The sequence below is a fragment of the Mesorhizobium sp. M1A.F.Ca.IN.022.06.1.1 genome (assembly GCF_003952605.1).
Taxonomy (GTDB): Bacteria; Pseudomonadota; Alphaproteobacteria; order Rhizobiales; family Rhizobiaceae; genus Mesorhizobium.
Window position 1 is genome coordinate 360547 of sequence record NZ_CP034455.1, and the last position, 20191, is coordinate 380737.

19 protein-coding genes are annotated in these 20191 nt (G+C 65.2%); 4 read left to right on the plus strand and 15 right to left on the minus strand.

Annotated elements, in window-relative coordinates; all coding sequences use genetic code 11:
- Nucleotides 1-34 precede the first annotated feature (34 nt).
- Entirely contained in the window at nucleotides 35-1912 is a 1878-nt protein-coding gene (gene mutL / locus EJ078_RS01840; RefSeq protein WP_127847438.1) for a DNA mismatch repair endonuclease MutL, read from the plus strand.
- Between the two features lie 172 nt (nucleotides 1913-2084).
- Here mutL and EJ078_RS01845 read toward each other — a convergent pair whose 3' ends face one another.
- Nucleotides 2085-2978, minus strand: a complete 894-nt coding sequence (locus EJ078_RS01845; protein WP_127404271.1) for a DMT family transporter — start codon at nucleotides 2976-2978, stop codon at nucleotides 2085-2087.
- A 90-nt stretch (nucleotides 2979-3068) separates the two neighbouring features.
- Here EJ078_RS01845 and EJ078_RS01850 point away from each other — a divergent pair, with 90 nt between their 5' ends.
- Nucleotides 3069-3995, plus strand: coding sequence for a LysR family transcriptional regulator (locus EJ078_RS01850; protein ID WP_127404272.1), 927 nt, complete (start codon nucleotides 3069-3071; stop codon nucleotides 3993-3995).
- Between the two features lie 10 nt (nucleotides 3996-4005).
- On the opposite strand, the gene EJ078_RS01855 is transcribed toward EJ078_RS01850, so the two are convergent.
- On the minus strand, nucleotides 4006-4587 hold the full coding sequence (locus EJ078_RS01855) for a hypothetical protein (protein WP_127240473.1): 582 nt from the start codon (nucleotides 4585-4587) through the stop codon (nucleotides 4006-4008).
- 113 nt (nucleotides 4588-4700) lie between these two features.
- On the opposite strand from EJ078_RS01855, the gene EJ078_RS01860 reads away from it, so the two are divergent.
- The gene (locus tag EJ078_RS01860) at nucleotides 4701-4934 is read left to right on the plus strand and encodes a DUF2093 domain-containing protein (RefSeq protein WP_067000947.1); all 234 of its coding nucleotides are present in this window, start codon (nucleotides 4701-4703) and stop codon (nucleotides 4932-4934) included.
- Between the two features lie 186 nt (nucleotides 4935-5120).
- Here the strand turns inward: EJ078_RS01860 and lpxK are convergent, their stop codons facing one another.
- The 7 genes from lpxK to epmA form a co-directional block, all read right to left on the minus strand.
- Nucleotides 5121-6158, minus strand: a complete 1038-nt coding sequence (gene lpxK, locus EJ078_RS01865; RefSeq protein WP_127404274.1) for a tetraacyldisaccharide 4'-kinase — start codon at nucleotides 6156-6158, stop codon at nucleotides 5121-5123.
- A gap of 62 nt (nucleotides 6159-6220) precedes the next feature.
- Nucleotides 6221-7537, minus strand: a complete 1317-nt coding sequence (gene waaA, locus EJ078_RS01870; protein WP_095801204.1) for a lipid IV(A) 3-deoxy-D-manno-octulosonic acid transferase — start codon at nucleotides 7535-7537, stop codon at nucleotides 6221-6223.
- Complete coding sequence (locus tag EJ078_RS01875; protein ID WP_127217313.1) at nucleotides 7534-8310, minus strand: lysophospholipid acyltransferase family protein; 777 nt, start codon at nucleotides 8308-8310, stop codon at nucleotides 7534-7536. Before EJ078_RS01875 ends, waaA begins: the two co-directional genes overlap by 4 nt.
- A 5-nt stretch (nucleotides 8311-8315) precedes the next feature.
- Nucleotides 8316-8561, minus strand: coding sequence for a DUF4170 domain-containing protein (locus EJ078_RS01880; RefSeq protein ID WP_040973997.1), 246 nt, complete (start codon nucleotides 8559-8561; stop codon nucleotides 8316-8318).
- Nucleotides 8562-8636: 75 nt separating this feature from the next.
- Nucleotides 8637-9431 (minus strand): 3'(2'),5'-bisphosphate nucleotidase CysQ, encoded by a 795-nt coding sequence (locus EJ078_RS01885; RefSeq protein WP_127403889.1) that lies wholly within the window; start codon nucleotides 9429-9431, stop codon nucleotides 8637-8639.
- 1 nt (nucleotide 9432) lies between these two features.
- Nucleotides 9433-10776 (minus strand): TldD/PmbA family protein, encoded by a 1344-nt coding sequence (locus EJ078_RS01890; protein WP_067329776.1) that lies wholly within the window; start codon nucleotides 10774-10776, stop codon nucleotides 9433-9435.
- 218 nt (nucleotides 10777-10994) lie between these two features.
- Nucleotides 10995-12038, minus strand: coding sequence for an EF-P lysine aminoacylase EpmA (gene epmA / locus EJ078_RS01895; RefSeq protein WP_127215900.1), 1044 nt, complete (start codon nucleotides 12036-12038; stop codon nucleotides 10995-10997).
- A gap of 129 nt (nucleotides 12039-12167) precedes the next feature.
- On the opposite strand from epmA, the gene efp reads away from it, so the two are divergent.
- Entirely contained in the window at nucleotides 12168-12737 is a 570-nt protein-coding gene (gene efp / locus EJ078_RS01900) for an elongation factor P (protein ID WP_210212263.1), read from the plus strand.
- Between the two features lie 196 nt (nucleotides 12738-12933).
- Here the strand turns inward: efp and EJ078_RS01905 are convergent, their stop codons facing one another.
- Genes EJ078_RS01905 through EJ078_RS01930 form a run of 6 tightly spaced genes read right to left on the minus strand, consistent with a single transcriptional unit; the run spans nucleotide 12934 to nucleotide 19732 of the window.
- Complete coding sequence (locus EJ078_RS01905) at nucleotides 12934-14178, minus strand: response regulator (RefSeq protein WP_245457086.1); 1245 nt, start codon at nucleotides 14176-14178, stop codon at nucleotides 12934-12936.
- Nucleotides 14096-14461, minus strand: a complete 366-nt coding sequence (locus EJ078_RS01910; RefSeq protein WP_095783172.1) for a response regulator — start codon at nucleotides 14459-14461, stop codon at nucleotides 14096-14098. Before EJ078_RS01910 ends, EJ078_RS01905 begins: the two co-directional genes overlap by 83 nt.
- Complete coding sequence (locus EJ078_RS01915; protein ID WP_164757347.1) at nucleotides 14458-17112, minus strand: GAF domain-containing protein; 2655 nt, start codon at nucleotides 17110-17112, stop codon at nucleotides 14458-14460. The genes EJ078_RS01910 and EJ078_RS01915 overlap by 4 nt, the downstream gene beginning before the upstream one ends.
- Nucleotides 17078-17638, minus strand: coding sequence for an SCO family protein (locus EJ078_RS01920; protein ID WP_164750505.1), 561 nt, complete (start codon nucleotides 17636-17638; stop codon nucleotides 17078-17080). Before EJ078_RS01920 ends, EJ078_RS01915 begins: the two co-directional genes overlap by 35 nt.
- A 20-nt stretch (nucleotides 17639-17658) precedes the next feature.
- Nucleotides 17659-18666 carry an ABC transporter substrate-binding protein gene (locus tag EJ078_RS01925; RefSeq protein WP_127215904.1) on the minus strand — a complete coding sequence of 336 codons (1008 nt, stop codon included), beginning with the start codon at nucleotides 18664-18666 and terminating at the stop codon, nucleotides 17659-17661.
- Nucleotides 18667-18712: 46 nt separating this feature from the next.
- Complete coding sequence (locus EJ078_RS01930) at nucleotides 18713-19732, minus strand: ABC transporter substrate-binding protein (RefSeq protein ID WP_127215905.1); 1020 nt, start codon at nucleotides 19730-19732, stop codon at nucleotides 18713-18715.
- Nucleotides 19733-20191: the final 459 nt, after the last annotated feature.

The following is a 20191-nucleotide window of genomic DNA, read 5'->3' on the forward strand; positions in this document are numbered from 1 at the left end:
CCCCACACCGTTCGAATCCGCCTATAATCCTCGGATGCCCATTCGCCAGCTTTCCGAAACGATGATCAACCAGATCGCCGCCGGCGAGGTCATCGAGCGTCCCGCAAGCGTGGTGAAGGAGTTGGTCGAGAATGCGCTCGACGCCGGCGCGTCGCGCGTCGAGATCGTCACCGCCGGCGGCGGGCTCTCGCTCATCCGCGTCACCGATGACGGCTCGGGCATTCCCGAGCGCGAACTGGCGCTGGCAGTTGCCCGACACTGCACGTCGAAGCTGTCGGACGATATCCACGACATCCGCTCACTCGGATTCCGCGGCGAGGCGTTGCCGTCGATCGGCTCGGTGGCCAGGCTTTCGATCCGCTCGCGCACGGCCGCCGGCGACAGCGCGGCCGAGATCAGCATCGAGGGCGGCCGGGTGTCGGCCGTCAAGCCGGCGGCGGCCAACCGCGGCACGACCGTCGAAGTGCGCGACCTGTTCTTCGCCACGCCGGCACGGCTCAAATTCATGAAGGGCGAGCGCGCCGAATGCTCGGCCACCGGCGACGTGGTGAAGCGCATCGCCATCGCCTTCCCCGCCGTGCGCTTCACGCTTGCCGGTTCCGACCGCTCGACGCTGGAGCTGCCGGCGACCGGCGGCACGCCGGAGGGCCGGCTCGCCCGCATCGCGCAAGTGATGGGCGCCGACTTTCCCGACAATGCCATTGCCATCGATGCCATGCGCGACGGCGTGCATCTTGCCGGTCATGTCTCGATCCCTTCCTACACCCGCGCCAACGCGCTGCAGCAATATGCCTATGTCAACGGCCGGCCGGTGCGCGACAAGCTGATCGCCGGCGCGATCCGCGGCGCTTTCGCCGACGTGCTGCCGCGCGACCGGCATGCGGTGACCGTGCTGTTCCTTTCGCTCGATCCGGCAGCCGTCGACGTCAACGTCCACCCGGCCAAGGCCGATGTGCGCTTCCGCGATCCGGGCCTGGTGCGCGGGTTGATTGTCGGCGCCATCCGCGAGGCGATGGCCGGCGCCGGCATCCGGGCCGCGACCACCGGCGCGGCCGGCATGATGGCGGCTTTCCGGCCCGGCGCGGCGTCCTATTCGCATCCCGGACCGGCCAATGGCCACCGCAGCTATGAGGCCGCTTTTCGCGCCTCCGGCTCCAGCTTCGACCACGGTTCGAATTTGGCGCGCTCGCCGCAGCGGCCGCTCGACATGGGCGAAGCGCGGCCGGCGCGAGGCGGCTTCGCCGAGAACGATCAGGCTGCCTTCGACACCGGGCCGCTGGCAAGCGCCGACGCGCGGGCGGGCATCGCCGAGCCGGCCGAGGCGCTGCTCGGCACGGTGCTGGGCGCGGCGCGCGCTCAGGTGCATGAGAACTATATCGTCGCCCAAACCCGGGACTCGCTGATCATCGTCGACCAGCATGCCGCACATGAGCGGCTGGTCTACGAGGCCTTGAAGCACGCGCTGCACTCTCGCGCCGTGCCTTCGCAGATGCTGCTTTTGCCCGAGATCGTCGACCTTCCGGAAGAGGATGCCGAACGGCTGGCGATGCATTCCGAGACACTGGCCAAATTCGGCCTCGGCCTGGAGCGCTTCGGCCCGGGCGCGGTGGCGGTGCGCGAGACGCCGTCGATGCTCGGCGAAACCAATGTGCAGCAACTGGTGCGTGACCTCGCCGACGAGATCGCCGACAACGACACGGTCGAGACGCTGAAGGAACGGCTGGACAGAATAGCCGCGACCATGGCCTGCCACGGCTCGGTGCGCTCGGGCCGCCTGCTCAAGGCCGAAGAGATGAACGCGCTGCTGCGCCAAATGGAGGCGACGCCCGGCTCCGGCACCTGCAACCATGGCAGGCCGACCTATATCGAGCTGAAACTCGCCGACATTGAAAGATTGTTCGGGCGAAGGTGAGCGCACCAAAGCCCTCACCCAGCCTCCGCTTCACTTCCGCTGACTTCTCCCGATGGGAGAGGAGACCTTCAGCGCCAGCACCAACCTGTTCTCGTGGCCGCGTAGCGGCCAGATAAAGGTCCGCTCGAGGCGGCGCTTTTCTTGAGTCAGGAACCGGCCTCAACCCTTTGACTTACCGCTTCAAATTCACCACGATCACACCGCCGAGCGCCAGCGCGCCGCCGAGCATGCCGAAGAGTGTCGGCACTTCGCCGAGCCAGAAGAAACCGATCAGAGCGGAGGTCGGCGAGACCAGATAGAGGAAGTTCGAGGCGCGCGCGGCCGGCAGGCGCGACAGCGCGGTGGCCCAGGCGGCGTAGGCGATCAGGCTGGGCACAATGCCCAGATAGATGGCGGCGCCGAGGCCGGCCATGTCGGCGACCGCGGCCTGCGAAAACGCTTCCGCCAGGAAGGGCGACAGGCAGAGCGCGCCGAGCACCATGTTGGAAGCGGCGATCGTCAGCGGATGGTGGCGGGCAAAGAGCGGCTTCTGGACGATGGTGTTGACGGCCGAGCAAAGGGCGGAGCCCAGCACCAGCAGCGCGCCGGTGTTGAAATGCAGGCCATGGCCGTCCGCCACCGCGATGATGCCGATGCCGGCAAACGAGATCACCGTGCCGAACCAGGCCATGCCGGAAAAGCGCTCGCCGAGCAGCGCCATGGCCATGATGGCCGTGAAGATCGGGCTGACATTGATGATGAAGCCGGCGGCGCCCGCCGAGACGGTGAGCTCGCCGAAATTGAGCATGGCGGTGTAGAGCGCGACGAAGATGGCACCGCCGAAGCCGAAACGCCACAGCTCATCGATCCTCGGCACCGCCGGACGCTTGACCGCAAGGAAGATCGCTGCCGGGACGGCCGCGATGGCGAAGCGCAGCGCCCCGAGCTCCAGCGGCTGGAAGGCGGCGAGGCCAGCGCGGATCGCCGGGAAGGCAGACGCCCAGCCGACCACCGTCAGCGCCACCGCGATCGCGGCCGTGGTTTCCATGCGCTGTGTCTCATTCAACGTGCCGGTGTAAGCGCTCATTGCCGAATCCTCGTCTCTCAGTGCCACAGAGAGAGAAAACGCCATTGCCCGCCGATTGACAAACGAGCAATTCGAGGGTCAGCTGTGAGCATGCCTCACAGCTCTGACCAGCTATTGCCGCTCGAGACTTTGCGCGCCTTCGACGCGGCGGCGCGGACCGGAAGCTTTTCCGCGGCGGCCGAAAGGCTCAACCTCACCCATGGCGCGGTCAGCCGTCAGATCGCCAAGCTGGAGGACTGGCTCGGGCTCAAGGTGTTCGAGCGCAATGCGCGCGGCGTCACGCTGACCAATGAGGGCAACCGGCTGCACCTGCGCACCACCGAGGCCTTCGCGCTGATCTCGGTCAATTCCGATCGCTGGGTCGAGCCGCGCGGCACCGCGGTGGTGCGGCTGGCTTCGATCCCTTCGGTCAGCGGCCTTTGGCTGATGCCGCGCATGGCGGCGCTCGAAAACAACCCGACCCGGCTGCGCATCGTGCTCGACGTCGACAACCGCCAGGCGGACCTTGCCGACGAAGGCATCGACCTTTCGGTGCGCTGCGGGCGCGGCCGCATCCCGGGCCGCGTCTCGGTGCAGCTTTTCGAGGAGCACATTTTCCCGATCGCCTCGCCGGAGCTGGCGAAGGAGATCGGGCAAGGCGACCCGGCTCGGCTGCTCAAATTCCCGCTGATCAACGATTCCGACGCGTCCGCCTGGCGCGCCTGGTTCGCGGCACAGGAGGTCGATTATCGCCCGCGCCCGCAGGACCGGCGTTTCGAGGACTACAATCTGGTGCTCGACGCGGCGGCGCATGGGCTCGGCATCGCGCTGGCGCGGCCGCCGCTGACGGCAGACCAGTTGAAGTCGGGCCGGATTGTTCCCGTTGACGAGCGGGTCGCGCTCAATCCGGTGTCCTACTGGCTCGACCGCCCGGTCGGCCGGCCGCGCGCGGCCGCCGCCGATCTCGCCCGACGCATCGCCGAACAGGCGGGGCTGGCGCCGGAGAAGCTCGAAGCCTTCCTGCAGGACGAGGACTAGATCGCTCGGATCAGCGAAGCAGCATCAGCACGATCGTGGCGGTCGCAGCCGAGACGACGGCCGTCACGATCGATATCATCCACAGCGGCGTCTGGCCGGGTTCGGATCGCGGGGCATGGCCGGGGCTGCGAACGCCGCCGCGCGGCGGCGCATTGGCGTTGGCCGCTACCAGCACTCCGGACGCAAGCACCGGCGAGAACGAAGAGGGCGCCGCCACGACCCTTGCGGTGCCATCGGCGGCCGGCGGTGGAACCTGGGGCAGCGCCCGCGAAAGCTGATCGGCGTCAGCCGCCGACCTGCCAACCGGAGACTTCGTCGAGGCGCCATCAGGGCCGGCATCGGATTCCAGGACGGCTCTGTAGGCGTTCTCGATCTCGGCCGAGGACAGACGCTGAGTTGGTCGAGCGGCCGGCAACGTGCCGTTCAGCGCCTGCGCGGCCACTTGTGCGGAGGACACGACGGAGGGCGCCGGCGGCTGGACGAGCGCCTTGACCAGCGCCGCGGTCGCAGGTTCGGCCTTGGGCGACGGCACCGGCTGCGGCGCCAGCGCCTCTTTCAGCAGCGACGTCACGCTGGCATTGGTGATGTCCATGGCGCTTCCCGACAACCATTGTGCCAACCGGCATACTACATGAGCATTGCGCCAAGCTTGACCTTGCCTTCGATTTGTGGCGATTGAACCCCTATGAACCTATGCGCCATTCCATGATGAACCGTTTTGAAGGCCCCGGCGGCAAGGAAGCGCGCATCCGCTATCTCGACGGCGACTTCCAGGTGACGAGCCCCGGCGCGTTCGTGCGCTGCGCGGTGACCGGCGAGAGCATCCCGCTGGACGAGCTCAAATACTGGAGCGTCGCCAGGCAGGAGCCATATGTGAACGCGGCAGCGTCGCTGCGGCGTGAGATCGAGGCGCATCCGGAGCTGCGCAAGCGGGGGTAGAACCCCCACTTCGTCATCCCAGGTCGGAGCAGGAGCGAAGCGGCGTCGCGGAGATCATGGACCGTGAGCGCGCAGCAGTGCTCCGACGGCTGAGAATCGCTTACCGCGATCGCGTACCTCTTGGCTTTGCTGCACTTCGCCGACTGCGGCTTGGATCCTATGGCCTGCGCTCCGCTTCGCGTCGCGCTAGGCTAAGGACGGTCTCATCTTGCGCTGCCGCCATGCATCCAGCGTCTCATTGATGATGCGCTCCGGCACGTGGTCGATCTCGAACACGGCGTCGATCTCAAGCACGTCGAGCTGCTCCAGGAAGCCGGCGGGTGCGGCGCCGTGGCGAAGCCGCGCGGCATCCTTTGCCGTGGTGACAAGCCGAAGCCCCTCGCGCTTGGCAAGCGCCGCCAGATCGGCAAGCTCGTCCGCGGCGTAGAAATGATGGTCGGGAAAAGCGCGCGACAGCGCGACCTCGCCGCCGGCGCCGCGCAGCGTATCGAAGAATTTTTCCGGATGGCCGATGCCGGCAAAGGCAAGGAAGCGCCCGCCGGCAAAGCGCGCCGGGTTCGCCGGCTCGACATGGGCCAAAAAGATCGGCCGGCCGGCGCGCGCCGCCTGGCGTACCACCGTGTCGGCCGCGCTCCCCTCGCCCATCTTCAGCAAGCCGCCGGTGAACACCAGCTGATCAACGATCTTTGCCCGGAGCGGCCCGCCCGGAATGACGCGGCCATTGCCGATGCCGAAACGCGCATCGACCACGACCAGCGCGTAGTCGATATGGATGCGCGCCGACTGGAAACCGTCATCCATGATCAGCAAGTCGCAGCCATGCTCTGCCATCAGCAGTTTGGCGCCGGCGGCGCGGTTGGCCGTCACCGCGACCGGCGCATGTTCGGCAAGCAGCAGCGGCTCGTCGCCGACATGCTTGGCCGCGTCGTGATGCGCATCGACGACATGCGGCTTGGCGAAGGAACCGCCATGGCCGCGCGACAGGAAGCCGGGCGTGAGCTGCATGCGCTTTGCCTGTTTAGCCAGCGCGATGGCGACCGGCGTCTTGCCGCTGCCGCCAACGGTGAAGTTGCCGACGCACAGCACAGGTGCCGCGACCTTCTCGCGCGGCGCGTGCCGCATGCGGCGCCCAGCCACCATTCCATACATCGCGGACACCGGCGAAAGCGCCAGCACGCGCCAGTCCGGCTTTTCCCACCAGAAGGGCGGCGCTTCGCTGGTCATGGCGCGACTTCCATGGCGCATGACCCTTTCCAAAGATCGGATCCGAGTTTTTGGGCCATGCGCTAGCGCCCGTTGGCGCCTTTCAGGCGCGCCTTGACGACCAGCGGCTGGATGTAGGGTTCGAGCGACTTCAGCGTGCGCTGAAGCGCGCCGCGCATCTCATCGACGGTCGCTGCACCCGCCGCCATCATCTCGTGGCGCACCGCCTCGTTGCTCAAAAGGAAATTGACGGCGCCGGCCAGCATGTCGCGGTCGCGCACCAGCTTGGCGCCGCCGCGATCGAGCAGGCGCTGATAGGCTTCGCGGAAATTCTGCACGTTGCGGCCGGCCAGCACCGCCGTGTCGAGCATCGCCGGCTCCAGCGGGTTCTGGCCGCCCTCGGAGGTCAGCGAGCGGCCGACGAAGGCGATCTCGGTCAGCCTTAGATAAAGTCCCATCTCGCCGATCGTGTCGCCGAGCAGGATATCGGTGTCGGGCGTGATGCGGTCGCCCTTGCTGCGGCGCGCGACCTTCAGCCCCATGCCGGAGATCTGCGCGGCCAGCGCGTCCGCGCGGTCGGGATGGCGGGGCACGACGATGGTCAACAGTCCAGGGTGGCGCTTGTGCAAGGTCGCATGGACTTCTGCCGCGGCGACCTCCTCCCCGTCATGGGTCGAGATCGCCGCCCAGGTCGGGCGCAAGCCGATCTGGCGCTGCAGGATCGCCAGCGCCCGCTCGTCGACCGGCGGCGGGTTGGTGTCCACCTTGAGATTGCCGGAAACGGTCACCGGCCGGGCGCCGAGGACGCGGAACCGCTCGCCGTCGACATCCGACTGGGCAACGACATGGGCAAGATTCTCGAACAGCGCCTCGGCGACGCCGGCGCGCTTCTTCCACGACCGGAAGGAACGGTCCGACAGCCGCCCGTTGACCAGGACCTGCGGCACGTTGCGCGCGCCGAGTTCCAGGATGGTCATCGGCCAGATCTCCGATTCGGCTATGATGGCCAGCTCCGGCAGCCAGTGATCGAGGAAGCGGCTTACCGCGGGCTTGAGGTCGAGCGGCACATATTGGTGGATGATGCGACTGCCAAGCCGCTCGTCGGCGACCTTGGCCGAGGTCACGGTGCCGGTCGTCAGCACGATGTTGACGCCGTAATCGAGAATGCTTTCGACCAGCGGCACGACGGCGATCGTCTCGCCGACGCTCGCGGCGTGAATCCAGATCACCGGTCCTTCCGGACGCGGACGGCCGGCGACGCCGTAGCGCTCGCGACGGCGAACGCGGTCTTCCTTGCCGCGCGAGGCGCGCCAGGCGACATAGGGTCCGATCAGCGGATAGGCGACGGCCCCGGCGTAACGATAGGCGGTCAGGGCCGCGCGCGCCCAGCGCTCGCTCATTTGTCGCCGTCCACGAGGCGGTAGGCCTCGGCGGTCGCGGCGTTGAGCGAGGCGGTGACTTCCTGGCGCTTGCGCTCCATCTCGGCGTCGTCGGCGTTGGCCGGCACGAAGACCGGCTGTCCGACAATAACGGCGGAGCGGCCGAACGGCAGGTTGATGGTGGTCTTGTCCCAGCTCTTTTCCAGCACCTTGCGGCGGCTGGTGGCGATCGCCGAGGGCAGGATCGGGCGCCCGGAAAGCCTGGCCAAAAGCACGATGCCCAGCCCCGCGTCGCGCGGCGTGCCATGCGGAATGTCGGCGATCATCGCGACATTCTTGCCGGCCACCAGCGCTTTCTTGAGCGCAATCAAGGCTTTCGCGCCGCCTTTGTCGAGATGCCTCGAACTGTCGCGGCCACCCGAGCCGCGCACCGCCTCGATGCCGAATCTGTTCAGCATCAGCGCGTTGAGCTCGGCGTCGGCACTGCGCGAGACCATGGCGACCAGCGGCCGGCCCTTGGGATAATAAGCCGGCGTCAAGAGATGCTGGCCATGCCACAGCGCGATGATGCCCGGTTCGAGATGCGCATAGGCGCCGCCGGCGACCTGCGTCGACCCTTTCACCAGCGGGCTGGTGATGCGAATCAGCCGCACGAACCAGGCGAACAGGCTAGCGATGAAATTCTTGACGAATCGCGACTGGGCGAGCGGCTCTCGGATGCGGCGCCACAGCGTGCGAGTCCCGCCCCGCCCGGCGGCACGCCCCGTCGCTCCTTTCACCGCTTCATGTTCCATCGATGTCAACCGGCTGCCTTTGTTTCCGGGTCGAGCAACCGGTGCAGGTGAACGACGAAATAGCGCATATGGGCATTGTCGACGCTGGCCTGCGCCTTCGCCTTCCACGCGGCGTGCGCCGATTGATAGTCGGGGTAGATGCCGACGATGTCGAGCGCATCCAGATCACGGAACTCGGTTCCACCCAGCTTTTTCAGCTCGCCGCCGAACACCAGGTGCAAAAGCTGTTTCTTTCCGTCTTCCACGGCCATGCCGATCCTTCGCAGATTCATGAATTTTGTGAAACGTTTAGACCAAAGCCGCCGATTTTGAAACCGTGGGCCGACTCACCCTTGGTCAGCTCCGGCAATGACGCCGGCCAGGACACCCAGCAGTTCGCCGCTGCCGGCGGCGAGCGCGCCATGGTTGATCACCTCGCCGGCATAGCGCGGCGGCTTGCCGGTACGGTCGAGCAAGGCGCCGCCCGATTCGCGGAGGATAAGGTCGGCGGCGGCGATGTCCCAGTCATGCGCGTTGGGCTTGACGAAGGTCGCGTCGAGCTTGCCGTTGGCGATCATCGCCAGCCGGTAGGCGAGCGAGGGTATGTAAGCGACGCGGCGCATCCGGGCTTGCCAGGAAGCGGGCATGCGCTCGACCAGCGGCTTCGGCCCGCCGATCTCGACGGTATCGCCGAGTTGGCGGACCTGGATGCGCTTGCCGTTGAGGAACGCGCCCTCGCCCGGCAGCGCCCAATAGGTCTCGCGCTTGGCCGGACATTCGAGCACGCCGGCCAGCGAGCGGCCATCCTCGACCACGGCGACGCTGACGCACCAGGAATGCAGGCCATCGAGAAAGCCGCGCGTGCCATCGATAGGGTCGACGACGAAAGTGCGGCGGGCCGACAGCCTGGCATGATCGTCGGCGGTTTCTTCGGACAGCCAGCCATAATTCGGCCGCGCCTTGAGCAGGGTCTCGCGCAGATAGGCGTCGGCCGCATGGTCGGCTTCGCTGACCGGCGAGGTCCCGCCCTTCATCCACACCTGGGGGTTTTGACCGAAATAGCGCATGGCGATGGTGCCCGCCTCCCGGGCGGCGTCGCGCAGCAGAGCAAGGTCTTCGTGCGTCTCGGCTGAGATGACCATGTCAGGCGCCGGCAAGGGTCATCCCCTCGATCAGCAGCGTCGGCGCGGCAGTGCCGAAATTGCGGTCGAGATCGCTCGCCGGCACCATGTTGAGGAACATGGTCTTCAAATTGGAGGCGATCGTCACCTCGGCCACCGGATAGGCAAGCGCGCCGTTCTCGATCCAGAAGCCGGAGGCGCCACGGCTGTATTCGCCGGTCACCATGTCGACGCCCTGGCCGAAGACCTCGGTGACGTAGAAGCCGCGCTGCAGCGAGGCGATCAGCTCCTCCGGCGCGCGATCGCCGGGCTCGATGGCCAGATTGGTCGAGGACGGCGAAACCGAAGAGCCGCTGCGCGAGCCACGGCCGTTGGTGACGAGACCAAGCTCGCGCGCGGCCGAGGTCGACAGGAACCAGTGGTTGAGCACGCCTCTGTCGACCATCAACAGCTTGTCGCCCTCGACGCCTTCGCCGTCGAAGGGCCGCGACGCCTGGCCGCGACGCCGCAGCGGCTCGTCGGTGACGGTGATCGCGCTTGAGGCTACCTGCTTTCCCATCATGTCGCGCAGGAAGCTGGTCTTGCGCGCCACCGCGGCGCCGTTGATGGCGCCGGCGAGATGGCCGGCAATGCCGCGCGCCACACGCGGGTCGAACACGACGTCGACCGGGCCGGTCGCCGCCTTGCGGGCGCCGAGGCGACGCACGGCGCGTTCACCGGCCTTGCGGCCGATCTCCTCCGGCGCGTCGAGATCGGCGAAATGCTGGCGCGAGGAGAATTCATAGTCGCGTTCCATCGCCGTGCCTTGGCCTGCAATGACGCTGGTCGAGCGCGAAAAGCGCGACGCGACATATTGGCCGACAAAGCCATGCGAGGTCGCAAGCACCAGGCCGCCAAGGCCGGCGCTGGCGCTGCTGCCGGAGGAATTGGTGACGCCCTTGACGGCAAGGGCCGCCGCTTCCGCTGCCAGCGCCGCCTCCTTGAGCTGATCGGCCGACACCTCAGTCGGATCGAAGAGGTCGAGATCACGCAAATTGCGGGCGAGCAGCGCCGGGTCGGCAAGGCCCTGGAACGGATCCTCGGGGGAGACTCTCGCCATGGCGACGGCGCGCTCGGCAAGCGCCTTCGGGTCGGAGGCGGCGGTGGCCGAGACGCTCGCCACGCGCTGGCCGACGAAGACGCGCAGCGACACGTCCTCGCTTTCCGACGATTCGGTGCCTTCGACTTTGCCCAGCCGCACCGACACGCCGGCCGAACGGCCGCGCACGGCGACCGCGTCGGCGGCGTCCGCCCCGGCGCGCTTGGCCGCCTCGACGAGCGCCGCGACGCGGCCGGTCAGTTTCCCTGCGTCGAGCGTGTTGGTCATGGTTAGTCCTGTTTGTTCAAGCTGTGCGGGAGGGCAGATGCTGCCGCACATCCATGGATGCCGGGCCGCCATCTCTGGAAGCCCGCACAATCGTCTTGGATGCTGCTGCACCATCTATTGTTCCACCACCGCTTGTGCAATGGCGGATGCGGCAATCTCAAGGCAATCGCGGCCCTTCGCAGCGCACTGCCTCGCCGCAACCGCGTGAACAGTGCGGATTAGCCGGCCACCGGCGCCCAGATCACATCTTCAATCCTGGCGGCGCCGGTTGCCAGCATCACCAGCCGGTCGAAGCCGAGGGCCGAGCCGCTCGCCTGCGGCATGATGGCAAGCGCGGTGAGGAAATCCTCGTCCAGCGGATAGCGCTCGCCATAGATGCGCTCCTTCTCGTCCATCTCGGCGACGAAGCGGCGGCGCTGCTCGGCCGGATCGGTGAGCTCGCCAAACGCATTGGCGAGCTCGACGCCGCAGCAGTAGAGCTCGAAGCGTTCGGCGACGCGCGGGTCCTCCGCGCTCGGCCGGGCAAGGGCCGCCTCGGAGACTGGATAGCCATAGAGGATTGTCGCCCGTCCCTGCCCCAGCGCCGGCTCGACCTTTTCCACCATCACGCGGCTGAACAGGTCGGCCCAATTGTCGTCGGGCGCGGTGCGCAGGCCGGCGCGGACCAGGCCCTGGTGGAGCGCTTCGCGGTCGGTGCTGCCGTCGGCGCCGACGGTCGCCAGCAGATCGATGCCGGCATGGCGCATGAATGCTTCCGCCACGCTCAGCCGCTCCGGCTCGGCGAAGGGATCGGCCTCGCGGCCACGAAACCGAAAGCTTTTGGCCCCGGCCTTCGCCGCGGCGAGCGCCAGAAATTCGGCGCAGTCGGCCATCAGGCGCTCATAGGCCTCGCCGACGCGGTACCATTCGAGCATGGTGAATTCGGGATGATGCAGCGGCCCACGCTCGCGGTTTCGGTAAACGGAGCCCAGGCTGAAGATGCGCTTCTCGCCGGCGGCAAGCAGCTTCTTGCAGGCGAATTCCGGCGAGGTGTGAAGGTATAACGGCTGGCGCGACGCGTCCGGCGCGATCGCCTCGGTGGCGAAGGCCGCAAGGTGCGCCTCGTTGCCGGGCGAAACCTGCAGGGCGGCCGTCGTCACCTCAACGAAATCGCGCTCCGCGAACCAACCGCGCAAGGCGGCGGCAATGGCGTTGCGCGCCATCAGCCTTGGCCGGCGGTCGGCATGAACATGCGGCGTCCACCATCGCGAAGCGGCGGTCATGGGCGGGAAAATCGCCGAGGAGGCTGGCGGTTCGACGCAAGATGCGCTACGGCGCACGCGATGGCCGCCGTCGGCGCTTCGTGGGCAAAGACGCTTGCAGGCCGAAAAACTCGATTGGGATTGAATATCGTGGTCAAGGTCATCGCCAGTTCCTTACGCAAAGGCAACGTCGTCGATAAGGACGGCAAGCTCTATGTCATCCTCTTTGCCGAAAGCATCCACCCTGGCAAGGGCACGCCGGTGACGCAGCTCGACATGCGCCGCATCGGCGACGGGGTGAAGATCTCGGAGCGCTACCGCACGACCGAGATGGTCGAGCGCGCCTATGTCGAGGAGCGCGAGCACACCTTCCTCTATTCTGACGGCGAAGGCTTCCATTTCATGAACCCGGAAAGCTACGACCAGGTCGTGGCCTCAGAAAGCGTGGTCGGCGACATGGCGCCCTACCTGCAGGAAGGCATGGCGGTGCAGCTGGCGCAGTTCAACGGCGCGCCGATCTCGCTGACGCTGCCGCAGCGCGCTGTCTTCGAGGTGGTCGATACCGAGCCGGTCACCAAGGGCCAGACGGCGTCCTCGTCCTACAAGCCTGCGGTGCTCTCCAACGGCGTGCGCACGGCCGTGCCGCCGCACATCACGACCGGCACGCGCGTGGTGGTGATGACCGCCGACGGCTCCTATGTCGAGCGCGCCAAGGACTGAGGGTACAGCAGTCAACTATCACAGCTCGCCTGCGGCCAGGCGGGCCTATCGTCAGCACGGTTTGTCCGCCGTCTGGGCGTGAGGCCCTGACCCGAAGCGGATTTGCGGTTGCCGCGACGTGAACGGCAGATCCGCGCCGCGGCGCCGGTGGTTCGACGCACCGCATCTCTCGAACGAAGCCGGAGTGCGCTCAACGCTAGATTGGCCGACCGATCCACCGCACGATTTCATAGGCAGGCATCGGGCGGCGAAAGCCCTTCAGCGTCAGTTCGCCAACAGGAACGGATTCGACCAACGACTCGACAGCTCCGAGGACCCGTTGGCTAACAAGAATCTGGCGCGATTTGGCCTCCTCGCATAAACGGGCGGCATGGTTCGACACAGTGCCGATGACGGCATAGTCCGAGCGCTGATCAAAACCGATGCGCCCGATGGTTGCGTGGCCCCTGGCAATGCCGATCCCAAAGCCAAGCAAATAGTCCCGCTTGCGCCATCGCTCGGAATGCTCGTCAATCGCTTCGCGCATTGCGGCAGCCATCGAGACAGCTCTCTCGCTGTGGTCGGCACATGGCATTGGATCGTTGAAAACCACGACGATACCGTCGCCCACGAACCGCTCGAGCGTCCCCTCGTGACGGACGATTTGTTCGCCGAGACAGGAATGATACTCGGCCAGAACTGTCATGACTTCTTCGGGTTCGGCGGTCTCTGCGAACGCCGTGAAGCCGCGCAAATCGCAAAAGACAACCGTCACCTCGCGGCGGTGGCTCTGCAAGAGCGCATCTCCATTGCCCGCCGCAACGATGAGGTCGGCGACCTGTTCGGGCAGGAACCGCCTGAGCCGCGCCATTCGCTCGAGCTCCGTCACCTGGCCGGCGACGGTTTCCTCGAGCGAGCGGTTCCAGTCGGAAAGTTGCGCGGCTTGGTCCTCAAGGCGCTTGGCTTGGCTCGCGACAGTGTCGTGAAGCGCCTTCTGGCGCAACATCGAGCGCACCCGCGCCAGCAGCGCCCTGTGCTCGAAGGGCTTTGTCAGATAGTCGTCGCCACCGGCGTCCAGCCCCTCGACCACGTCGCGCATGTCGGCTTTCGCGGTGACCAGAATGACGGGGATCGATCGCAGCGAGTGATCCTGCTTGAGCATGCGGACCACACTGATGCCGTCGAGCTTCGGCATCATGATGTCGAGCAGGATCAGATCCGGCGTGAGTTCGCGGGCTTTCGCAAACCCCTCTTCACCATCGGCGGCGGTTACAACTTCATAGCCATTCGCCTCGAGACGCATGCGCAGGATCTCGAGGTTTTCCGGAGTATCGTCAACCGCGAGAATGCGAGGCGGATCGTGCAAGGTGTTGCCTCCCTCAAGAAAGGAAACCGCGAATCTCGGAAAGCAGCTGGCGTGGACTGAATGGCTTGGCAATGTAACCATCGCACCCAGCAGCAAGGGCTTTCGCCTTGTCGCCCGACAACGCGTAGGAGGTGACGGCGATAATCGGAATGTGCCGGAGCGCCGGGTCGGCCTTGATGCGGCGGGCCGCTTCATACCCGTCGATCACCGGGAGCTGAATGTCCATAAGGATCAGGTCTGGCCTGTGTGCTGCGGCTGCAGCGATGCCGGCGGCACCGTCCGCCGCCTCGATCAGTTCGTACTCGGTGGTGGCAATGAGATCGCGGATGATTTGGCGGTTGTCCTCGGTGTCTTCGACCATCAGGATTCGTTTGCTCATGCGGCCCTCACGTCCTCATTCATCCTGATCGGGACCTTCAGACGGAATGTCGACCCTGACCCGATCACGGACTCGACGTCTAAGGTTCCGCCATGCATTTCGGCGATGCGCTTCGAGATCGCCAGGCCAAGACCTGTGCCACCTTTCTGCCTGGTGCTGCTGTTGTCGACTTGCTGGAATTCTTCGAAGATGAGAGCCTGGTCTTTGGACGCAATGCCGGGACCGGTGTCTCGGACGGTGATCTCGAAGTTCCCATCGACCGCATCGGCAAGAATGTCGACTGCACCTGTTTCGGTGAACTTGACGGCATTGCCTGCGAGATTGAGCAGAATCTGCGTCAAACGGCGTTCGTCCCCACGGCCGATTGGAAGGTTCTCGGCAACAGTCGCTGAAAGCTCAAGACCCTTCGCCCGTGCCAGCGGCTCGACCGCCGTAAGGGTCGATCGGACAATCTGCGCGACGGAGTAGTCCTCGATCGCCAGCGTGAGCTGGCCGGCTTCGATCTTGGACAGGTCGAGCACGTCGTTGATGAGCCCGAGGAGGTGACGGCCGTTTGCCTGCACACGCGCGACGGTCGCCTTTGCCTTGTCCGGGAGTTCGCCATAGATGCCGTCGACCAGCAGTTCTGTGAAGCCCAGAACTGAATTGAGCGGTGTCCTGAGTTCGTGGCTCATATTCGCCAGGAACTGGGACTTGTGGCGGCTGGCTGCTTCCAGCTCCTCGCCTTTCTCCTCGATCTCGCGGAACAGCTTGGCATTCTGGATCGCGACCACCGATTGGGCTGCGAAGGTCTCCAACAGGTGAACAACTTGCTCATCGAAGGCGCCTGGCTTGTGGCGCCTGACGACCAATGCACCGACGATCTTGTTGGGCCTCAGCAGCGGAACGATCAGGATACCGCGATATCCGGCGTCGAGGATCGTCTTTCTCACAAGGAAGGATGAGGTTTCCTTGCTGAGGTCGGGAAATTGCACAGGCATGCACCGTCCAGGCGCGTCGCCAATACCCATATCGGCCAGCCCGATCGTCTGCTGCGAGACTGCGGCGATAAGCTCATCGCTCATCCCAAAGTTTGCGCGCGGACGGAATTGCTGCCGCGTGCTGCTGAACACGTAGATGGTGCCAGCATCAGTCGCCGACAACTGGACCGCCTTGGCGACGATCGTCTTCAGCACCGTGTCGAGATCCAGCGTCGAATTGACCGCCTTGCTCACTTCGCCAAGCGCCTCGAGCTCACCGACCGACGCCGCAAGCTCGCGCGTCCGTGCCTGCACCGCCTCGAAGAGCCGCGCATTTTCGATGGCGATCACGGCCTGGTCGGCGAATGTCTCGACGAGCGCGATCTCCTTGGGACTGAACGGTTGCGGTTCAGCCCTCGTCATGACGAATACGCCAACGAGATCACCTTCCCGCAACAGCGGGGCAGCGAGGACGGTGCGGAATCCGCCTGCCTCAGCGATCAAGGCGACGCGGTAGTCCGGATCAGCGGTCACGTCTTCGATTTGCACGATCCGCCGTTCTTCGATTACGCGCCCTACGGCGGAGCCTCGCCCAGCGGCAAGCGCTGGAAGTGGATTGGCGTCGACATAGGCACGGAAACTGGGCGGGTAGCCAAGCGTCGACACATAGCGGAATACGCCATCAAGCAACTGCACGATGCCACCCTTGTCGGCGCGACAGAGCCTGACAGCCGATTCCACCAGCGTATCGAGCACGACCTGTAGATCGAAGGTAGAGCGGCTGATGACCTTCAGAACGTCTGCAGTGGCTGTCTGCTGCTGAAGGGCTTCGTCGAGCTGCTGGGTGCGTGTCTCAATCTCCTGATACAAGCGCCCCAGCTGATCGGAGGTCTGGTTGACGTTAGCGGCGAGCACTCCAAGTTCGTCGCGATTGGCGACGGCAACCCGTTGGGCGAAGTCGCCGGCCGCTATCTGGCTGAGACGCGTCTCGATCTTCTTGACCGGTTCGATCAACGACCAGGAGATGATGTAACCGAGCCCCAACGCCAGCAGGATACTGCCTACGGCAAACGAAACCACGATCAGTCTGGACGTGCCGTACGCACCCTCGGTCGTTTCGATGGCCGCCACCATGTCGGCTTCGGCCATGTTGACCAGCTGGTTTGTCAGCCGCTCGAGGCGATCAGCCGACGGTATGATTTCATCAAGCTGGACCTTGCGCGCCTCCTCGGTACGGCCGGCGCGGACAAGCTCTGCCACGTGCGTCACCCCGGCCGTCAGTCGTTCGTACTCTTGCCTGACCTGGCCAAGCACTTCCACCTCGGCTTTGGCGACGAACTCCATGCGTTCGAGGTCGTAGCCGAACTGATTGAGCTGGCGCAGCGCCGTATCCAGCATCCGGTCGTCCTGTAGCAACAGGGCGGTGGAGATGCCGTAGAGCTGGGTGGTCGTATCGTGCTGTACTTGGCGGTAGGCCGCGATCCTGCGCTGCAGCTTGATCAGCTCGTTGGTCTGATCGTTGACCCCACTCAGCATCTGCAACCCGACGGCCCCGAGCACGATCAGCAGGCCGACGATCGACAGGAACGCGATCAAGAGCTTGGTCTGGACGCGCGCCGGCAGCCGGGCAACCCAGCCAACGAGCCAGTTCGTTATGCTATTTGGTTTCGTCCAAGAGGCCGAGAAGGTCACCCCGGAACTCCTCCAAGTCGAACCGGACGCCAAGATATTGTACTCGCAAGATGCCATTCGGGTCTACGAGCGAGGTCAACAAGGTATGGTCGACTTCACCGTTGGCCGCCTGCTTCGCGAAGACCCCATATTTCCGTCCAACCTCATGGACAATCGCCGGATCGCCGGTAAGAAACGACCAGCCCTTCAGATCGGCGCCAAAATTCTGCGCATATTCCTTCAAAACATCGGACGTATCGCGCTTCGGGTCGACGGTGATCGAAATGAAGGCGATCTTGGGTCCGAACGCACTACCCAACTTTTCCTGCACGCTGGCCATCTGGGCGGTCAGCATGGGACAGACGTCGGTACAGTGCGTATAGATGAATGCAATGGCGATCGCCTTGCCGCGAAAGTCGTGCAGCGAGACGCGCTCCCGGTCCTGCGACGTCAGCGTAAAGTCCGGAGCCGGTCCGATTGCCGGCAATCGCTCATCGTGCTGCGCATCATGCGCCTGCGCTGGCCCGGCCACCAGCGCCAGCAGCAAGATACGGGCTGCCAACCCGCTCACGTCTTGAGCTCACGCTTCAGCTGCTCCAGGAATCGCCAGTCTGTTCCCTCGGCGATGATCTGCTGTGGGCTCGACTTGATCATGCCCGTCTCCTGCATGCGCAGCGCGTAGAAGCGCATCGAGGCTTCGGCATCGTAGTCCCGCCATACGTCGTACCGCGTGTCGCTCAGCGTTTGCAGCGCGATTTCGTAGCTGGGGACGAAACCTCGATCGACCATTTGCGCTGCACTCCATGCGGGATCCGAAATGCATAGGTCGGCGCCCTTGAGGATGGCCCTGAGCACGCGCTTGGTCGCCACCGGGTATCTGTTCACGTAGTCCGCAGCGGCCGAGGTCATGCAGCAGAAGTGCTGCGACCAAGGGCGATCGAGGGTCGTGTTGAGGATCGTGTGGCCGATTTTCTTGGCGCGCAGTTGCTGCGTCTCCGGAGGCGTGAAGAGATATGCATCGAACTTTCCGTCGGCGAAGGCTTCCACCGGCTTGCTTTCCTCGACCCATTCGATGTCGTTGACGGGATCCAGGCCAATATAGGCGGCCATCAGGGCGACCAGCACGCGCGACGGCGCATGGATGTCATGCATGCCTACCCGTTTGCCCTTGAGGTCCGGGATGCCTTGGATGCTGTCGTTGGCGATCAGCTCGAGGCACCCGGAATGCAGACCGCCAAGCACCCTGATTGGCACGCCCGCGTCGATCGACGCGACATGGACCGGCGCGTAGTTCATGCTGAAATCCGTGTCGCCGCGCGCAATCCACACCGCCTGATCGACTTTTTCGTCGCCCTGCACGTAGCGGACGTCGGTGAAGCCCTCCGCTTTGAGGAACTCTCCGGCCAGGTACATGCCTGCCCAGCAGTAGGCACCATCGATCCACCGCGGCAAGCGAACGGAGGTCGTTTCAGGGAGTGCCTCGGCCCAAGCGTCAGTCGTTGTGCCGATGAGAGCTGAAGCGCCTGCTGCCGCAGCTCCGGCCATGAAGTGGCGACGGTTCTGGATGATTTGCATGGGGTTCTCCCTCGCGTGGTAAATGGGCACGCGGCTGGCCGCCTAGTCAGGTCTTCAGCTCGTGCTTCAGTTCGTTGAAGAAACGCCAGTCGGTGCCTTGGGCCAACAGCTTCTGGGGGGTGCTCTTCAGCATCCCGACCTCGTGGAGACGCAGGGCGTAGAAGCGCAGGGTGTCCTCAGCGCTATACTCACGCCAACCGTAGGGGATCGCCTTCATGACCTGGAGGGCATGGCCATAGCGCTTAGTATAACCCTGCTGCACCAAGAACTGGGCGGACTGCTCGGGCTCGCTGGCGCAGAAATCCGCCGCTTTCAAGATGGCGCGGAGGGCGCGTTTGGTGGCCACCGGATGCGTACGGACGAACTCCCGCTCCCCAGCCAACATACAACAGAAGTATTGCGACCAGGGCCGGTCCACGGTGCTGCTGATCACCACATGGCCGATCTGCTGCTCCCGCATCTCCTGCGGCTCGGGGGGAAAGCCCAAATAGGCATCGATCTTCCCCTCACTCAGGAGCCGGATGGACTCGGGTCCCGGATGCATGACGAAGTGTATGTCCTTATGGAGGTCCAGGCCGACATACGCCGTCATAGTGGCGAGAAAGACGTATCGGCTGGAATCTAGCGCTGGCACGGCCACGGTCTTCCCCTTGAGATCGCGGATCGACTGGATGCGATCGGTCCCGAACAGTTCAAAGCAGCCGACGTGGAGGCCTGCCAGGATGACGATGGGATCCCCCGCCTCCAGGCGGAGAAGGAGCGGGGCGGCGAAATGCGCACTGAGGTCGGCTTCACCGGAGGCGAGGGCCGGCGCGATGTCTGCCGTCCCCTCTCTTTGGAGGTAGTGCACCTCGGTGAACCCTTCGCTGCGCAACAGTTCTTCGGCTACATACTGGGGGGCCTGACAGATGCTGGGAACCCGGACGAGCCGGATCCGCGTCGTCTCAGGCGGTGGCTCCGCAGCGGCGCGCCTGGGGTGCCAGCCCAGAAGCCCCGCTGCCCCCGCCAGCGTAATCCCACGCAGGAACCTCCGTCGGCTGAACCGTCTGGGATATACGGTATGCATGGGAACCTCCTTTCCAGATGGTGGCCAGTGCGACACTGAGAACGCTGACCCGTGGATGCTGTGTTGTGCACAGTCGGCCGTACCTGCATGGCGGGCTCTGGGCTTGCCGCTTGCTCACATCTTCAGCTCTCGCTCCAGCGGCGGTTCCGCATGGAGTGACCTCGGAAGGACGACGACACCGGCAGCGCCTGCCAGGGCAGCACCGGCTAGGAATCGTCGGCGGGTTTGCGTGATCTGCTGCATCGGAACGCTCCCATTCCGAATTGCGAAGGGCAATTCTGGCCGGAACCGAGCAAAAGAGGTTTCGACAGAGGCAGGTGGTCTTGTGGGCGCGACGAGTGGTGTGGATGCTAGCGCCCAGTCCGGTGCGGGAGTCTTGCGCTCTCAGTCGCCGGCTCATTTATTAGCAACCGACGATATGTCACGATACGCCCAATTTGCGTCGGCTGCGAGCCCAAA

What these genes read in the sequence shown, in the direction of transcription:
- EJ078_RS01925 (WP_127215904.1), bottom strand. Translation starts at nt 18,666, where the DNA reads ATGCAAATCATCCAGAACCGTCGCCACTTCATGGCCGGAGCTGCGGCA.
- EJ078_RS01845 (WP_127404271.1), bottom strand. Translation starts at nt 2,978, where the DNA reads ATGAGCGCTTACACCGGCACGTTGAATGAGACACAGCGCATGGAAACC.
- lpxK (WP_127404274.1), bottom strand. Translation starts at nt 6,158, where the DNA reads ATGACCAGCGAAGCGCCGCCCTTCTGGTGGGAAAAGCCGGACTGGCGC.
- EJ078_RS01855 (WP_127240473.1), bottom strand. Translation starts at nt 4,587, where the DNA reads ATGGACATCACCAATGCCAGCGTGACGTCGCTGCTGAAAGAGGCGCTG.
- EJ078_RS01910 (WP_095783172.1), bottom strand. Translation starts at nt 14,461, where the DNA reads ATGAGCAAACGAATCCTGATGGTCGAAGACACCGAGGACAACCGCCAA.
- EJ078_RS01880 (WP_040973997.1), bottom strand. Translation starts at nt 8,561, where the DNA reads ATGGCCGTGGAAGACGGAAAGAAACAGCTTTTGCACCTGGTGTTCGGC.
- EJ078_RS01850 (WP_127404272.1), top strand. Translation starts at nt 3,069, where the DNA reads ATGCCTCACAGCTCTGACCAGCTATTGCCGCTCGAGACTTTGCGCGCC.
- EJ078_RS01875 (WP_127217313.1), bottom strand. Translation starts at nt 8,310, where the DNA reads ATGGAACATGAAGCGGTGAAAGGAGCGACGGGGCGTGCCGCCGGGCGG.
- EJ078_RS01890 (WP_067329776.1), bottom strand. Translation starts at nt 10,776, where the DNA reads ATGACCAACACGCTCGACGCAGGGAAACTGACCGGCCGCGTCGCGGCG.
- epmA (WP_127215900.1), bottom strand. Translation starts at nt 12,038, where the DNA reads ATGACCGCCGCTTCGCGATGGTGGACGCCGCATGTTCATGCCGACCGC.
- EJ078_RS01885 (WP_127403889.1), bottom strand. Translation starts at nt 9,431, where the DNA reads ATGGTCATCTCAGCCGAGACGCACGAAGACCTTGCTCTGCTGCGCGAC.
- EJ078_RS01930 (WP_127215905.1), bottom strand. Translation starts at nt 19,732, where the DNA reads ATGCATACCGTATATCCCAGACGGTTCAGCCGACGGAGGTTCCTGCGT.
- waaA (WP_095801204.1), bottom strand. Translation starts at nt 7,537, where the DNA reads ATGAGCGAGCGCTGGGCGCGCGCGGCCCTGACCGCCTATCGTTACGCC.
- mutL (WP_127847438.1), top strand. Translation starts at nt 35, where the DNA reads ATGCCCATTCGCCAGCTTTCCGAAACGATGATCAACCAGATCGCCGCC.
- EJ078_RS01860 (WP_067000947.1), top strand. Translation starts at nt 4,701, where the DNA reads ATGATGAACCGTTTTGAAGGCCCCGGCGGCAAGGAAGCGCGCATCCGC.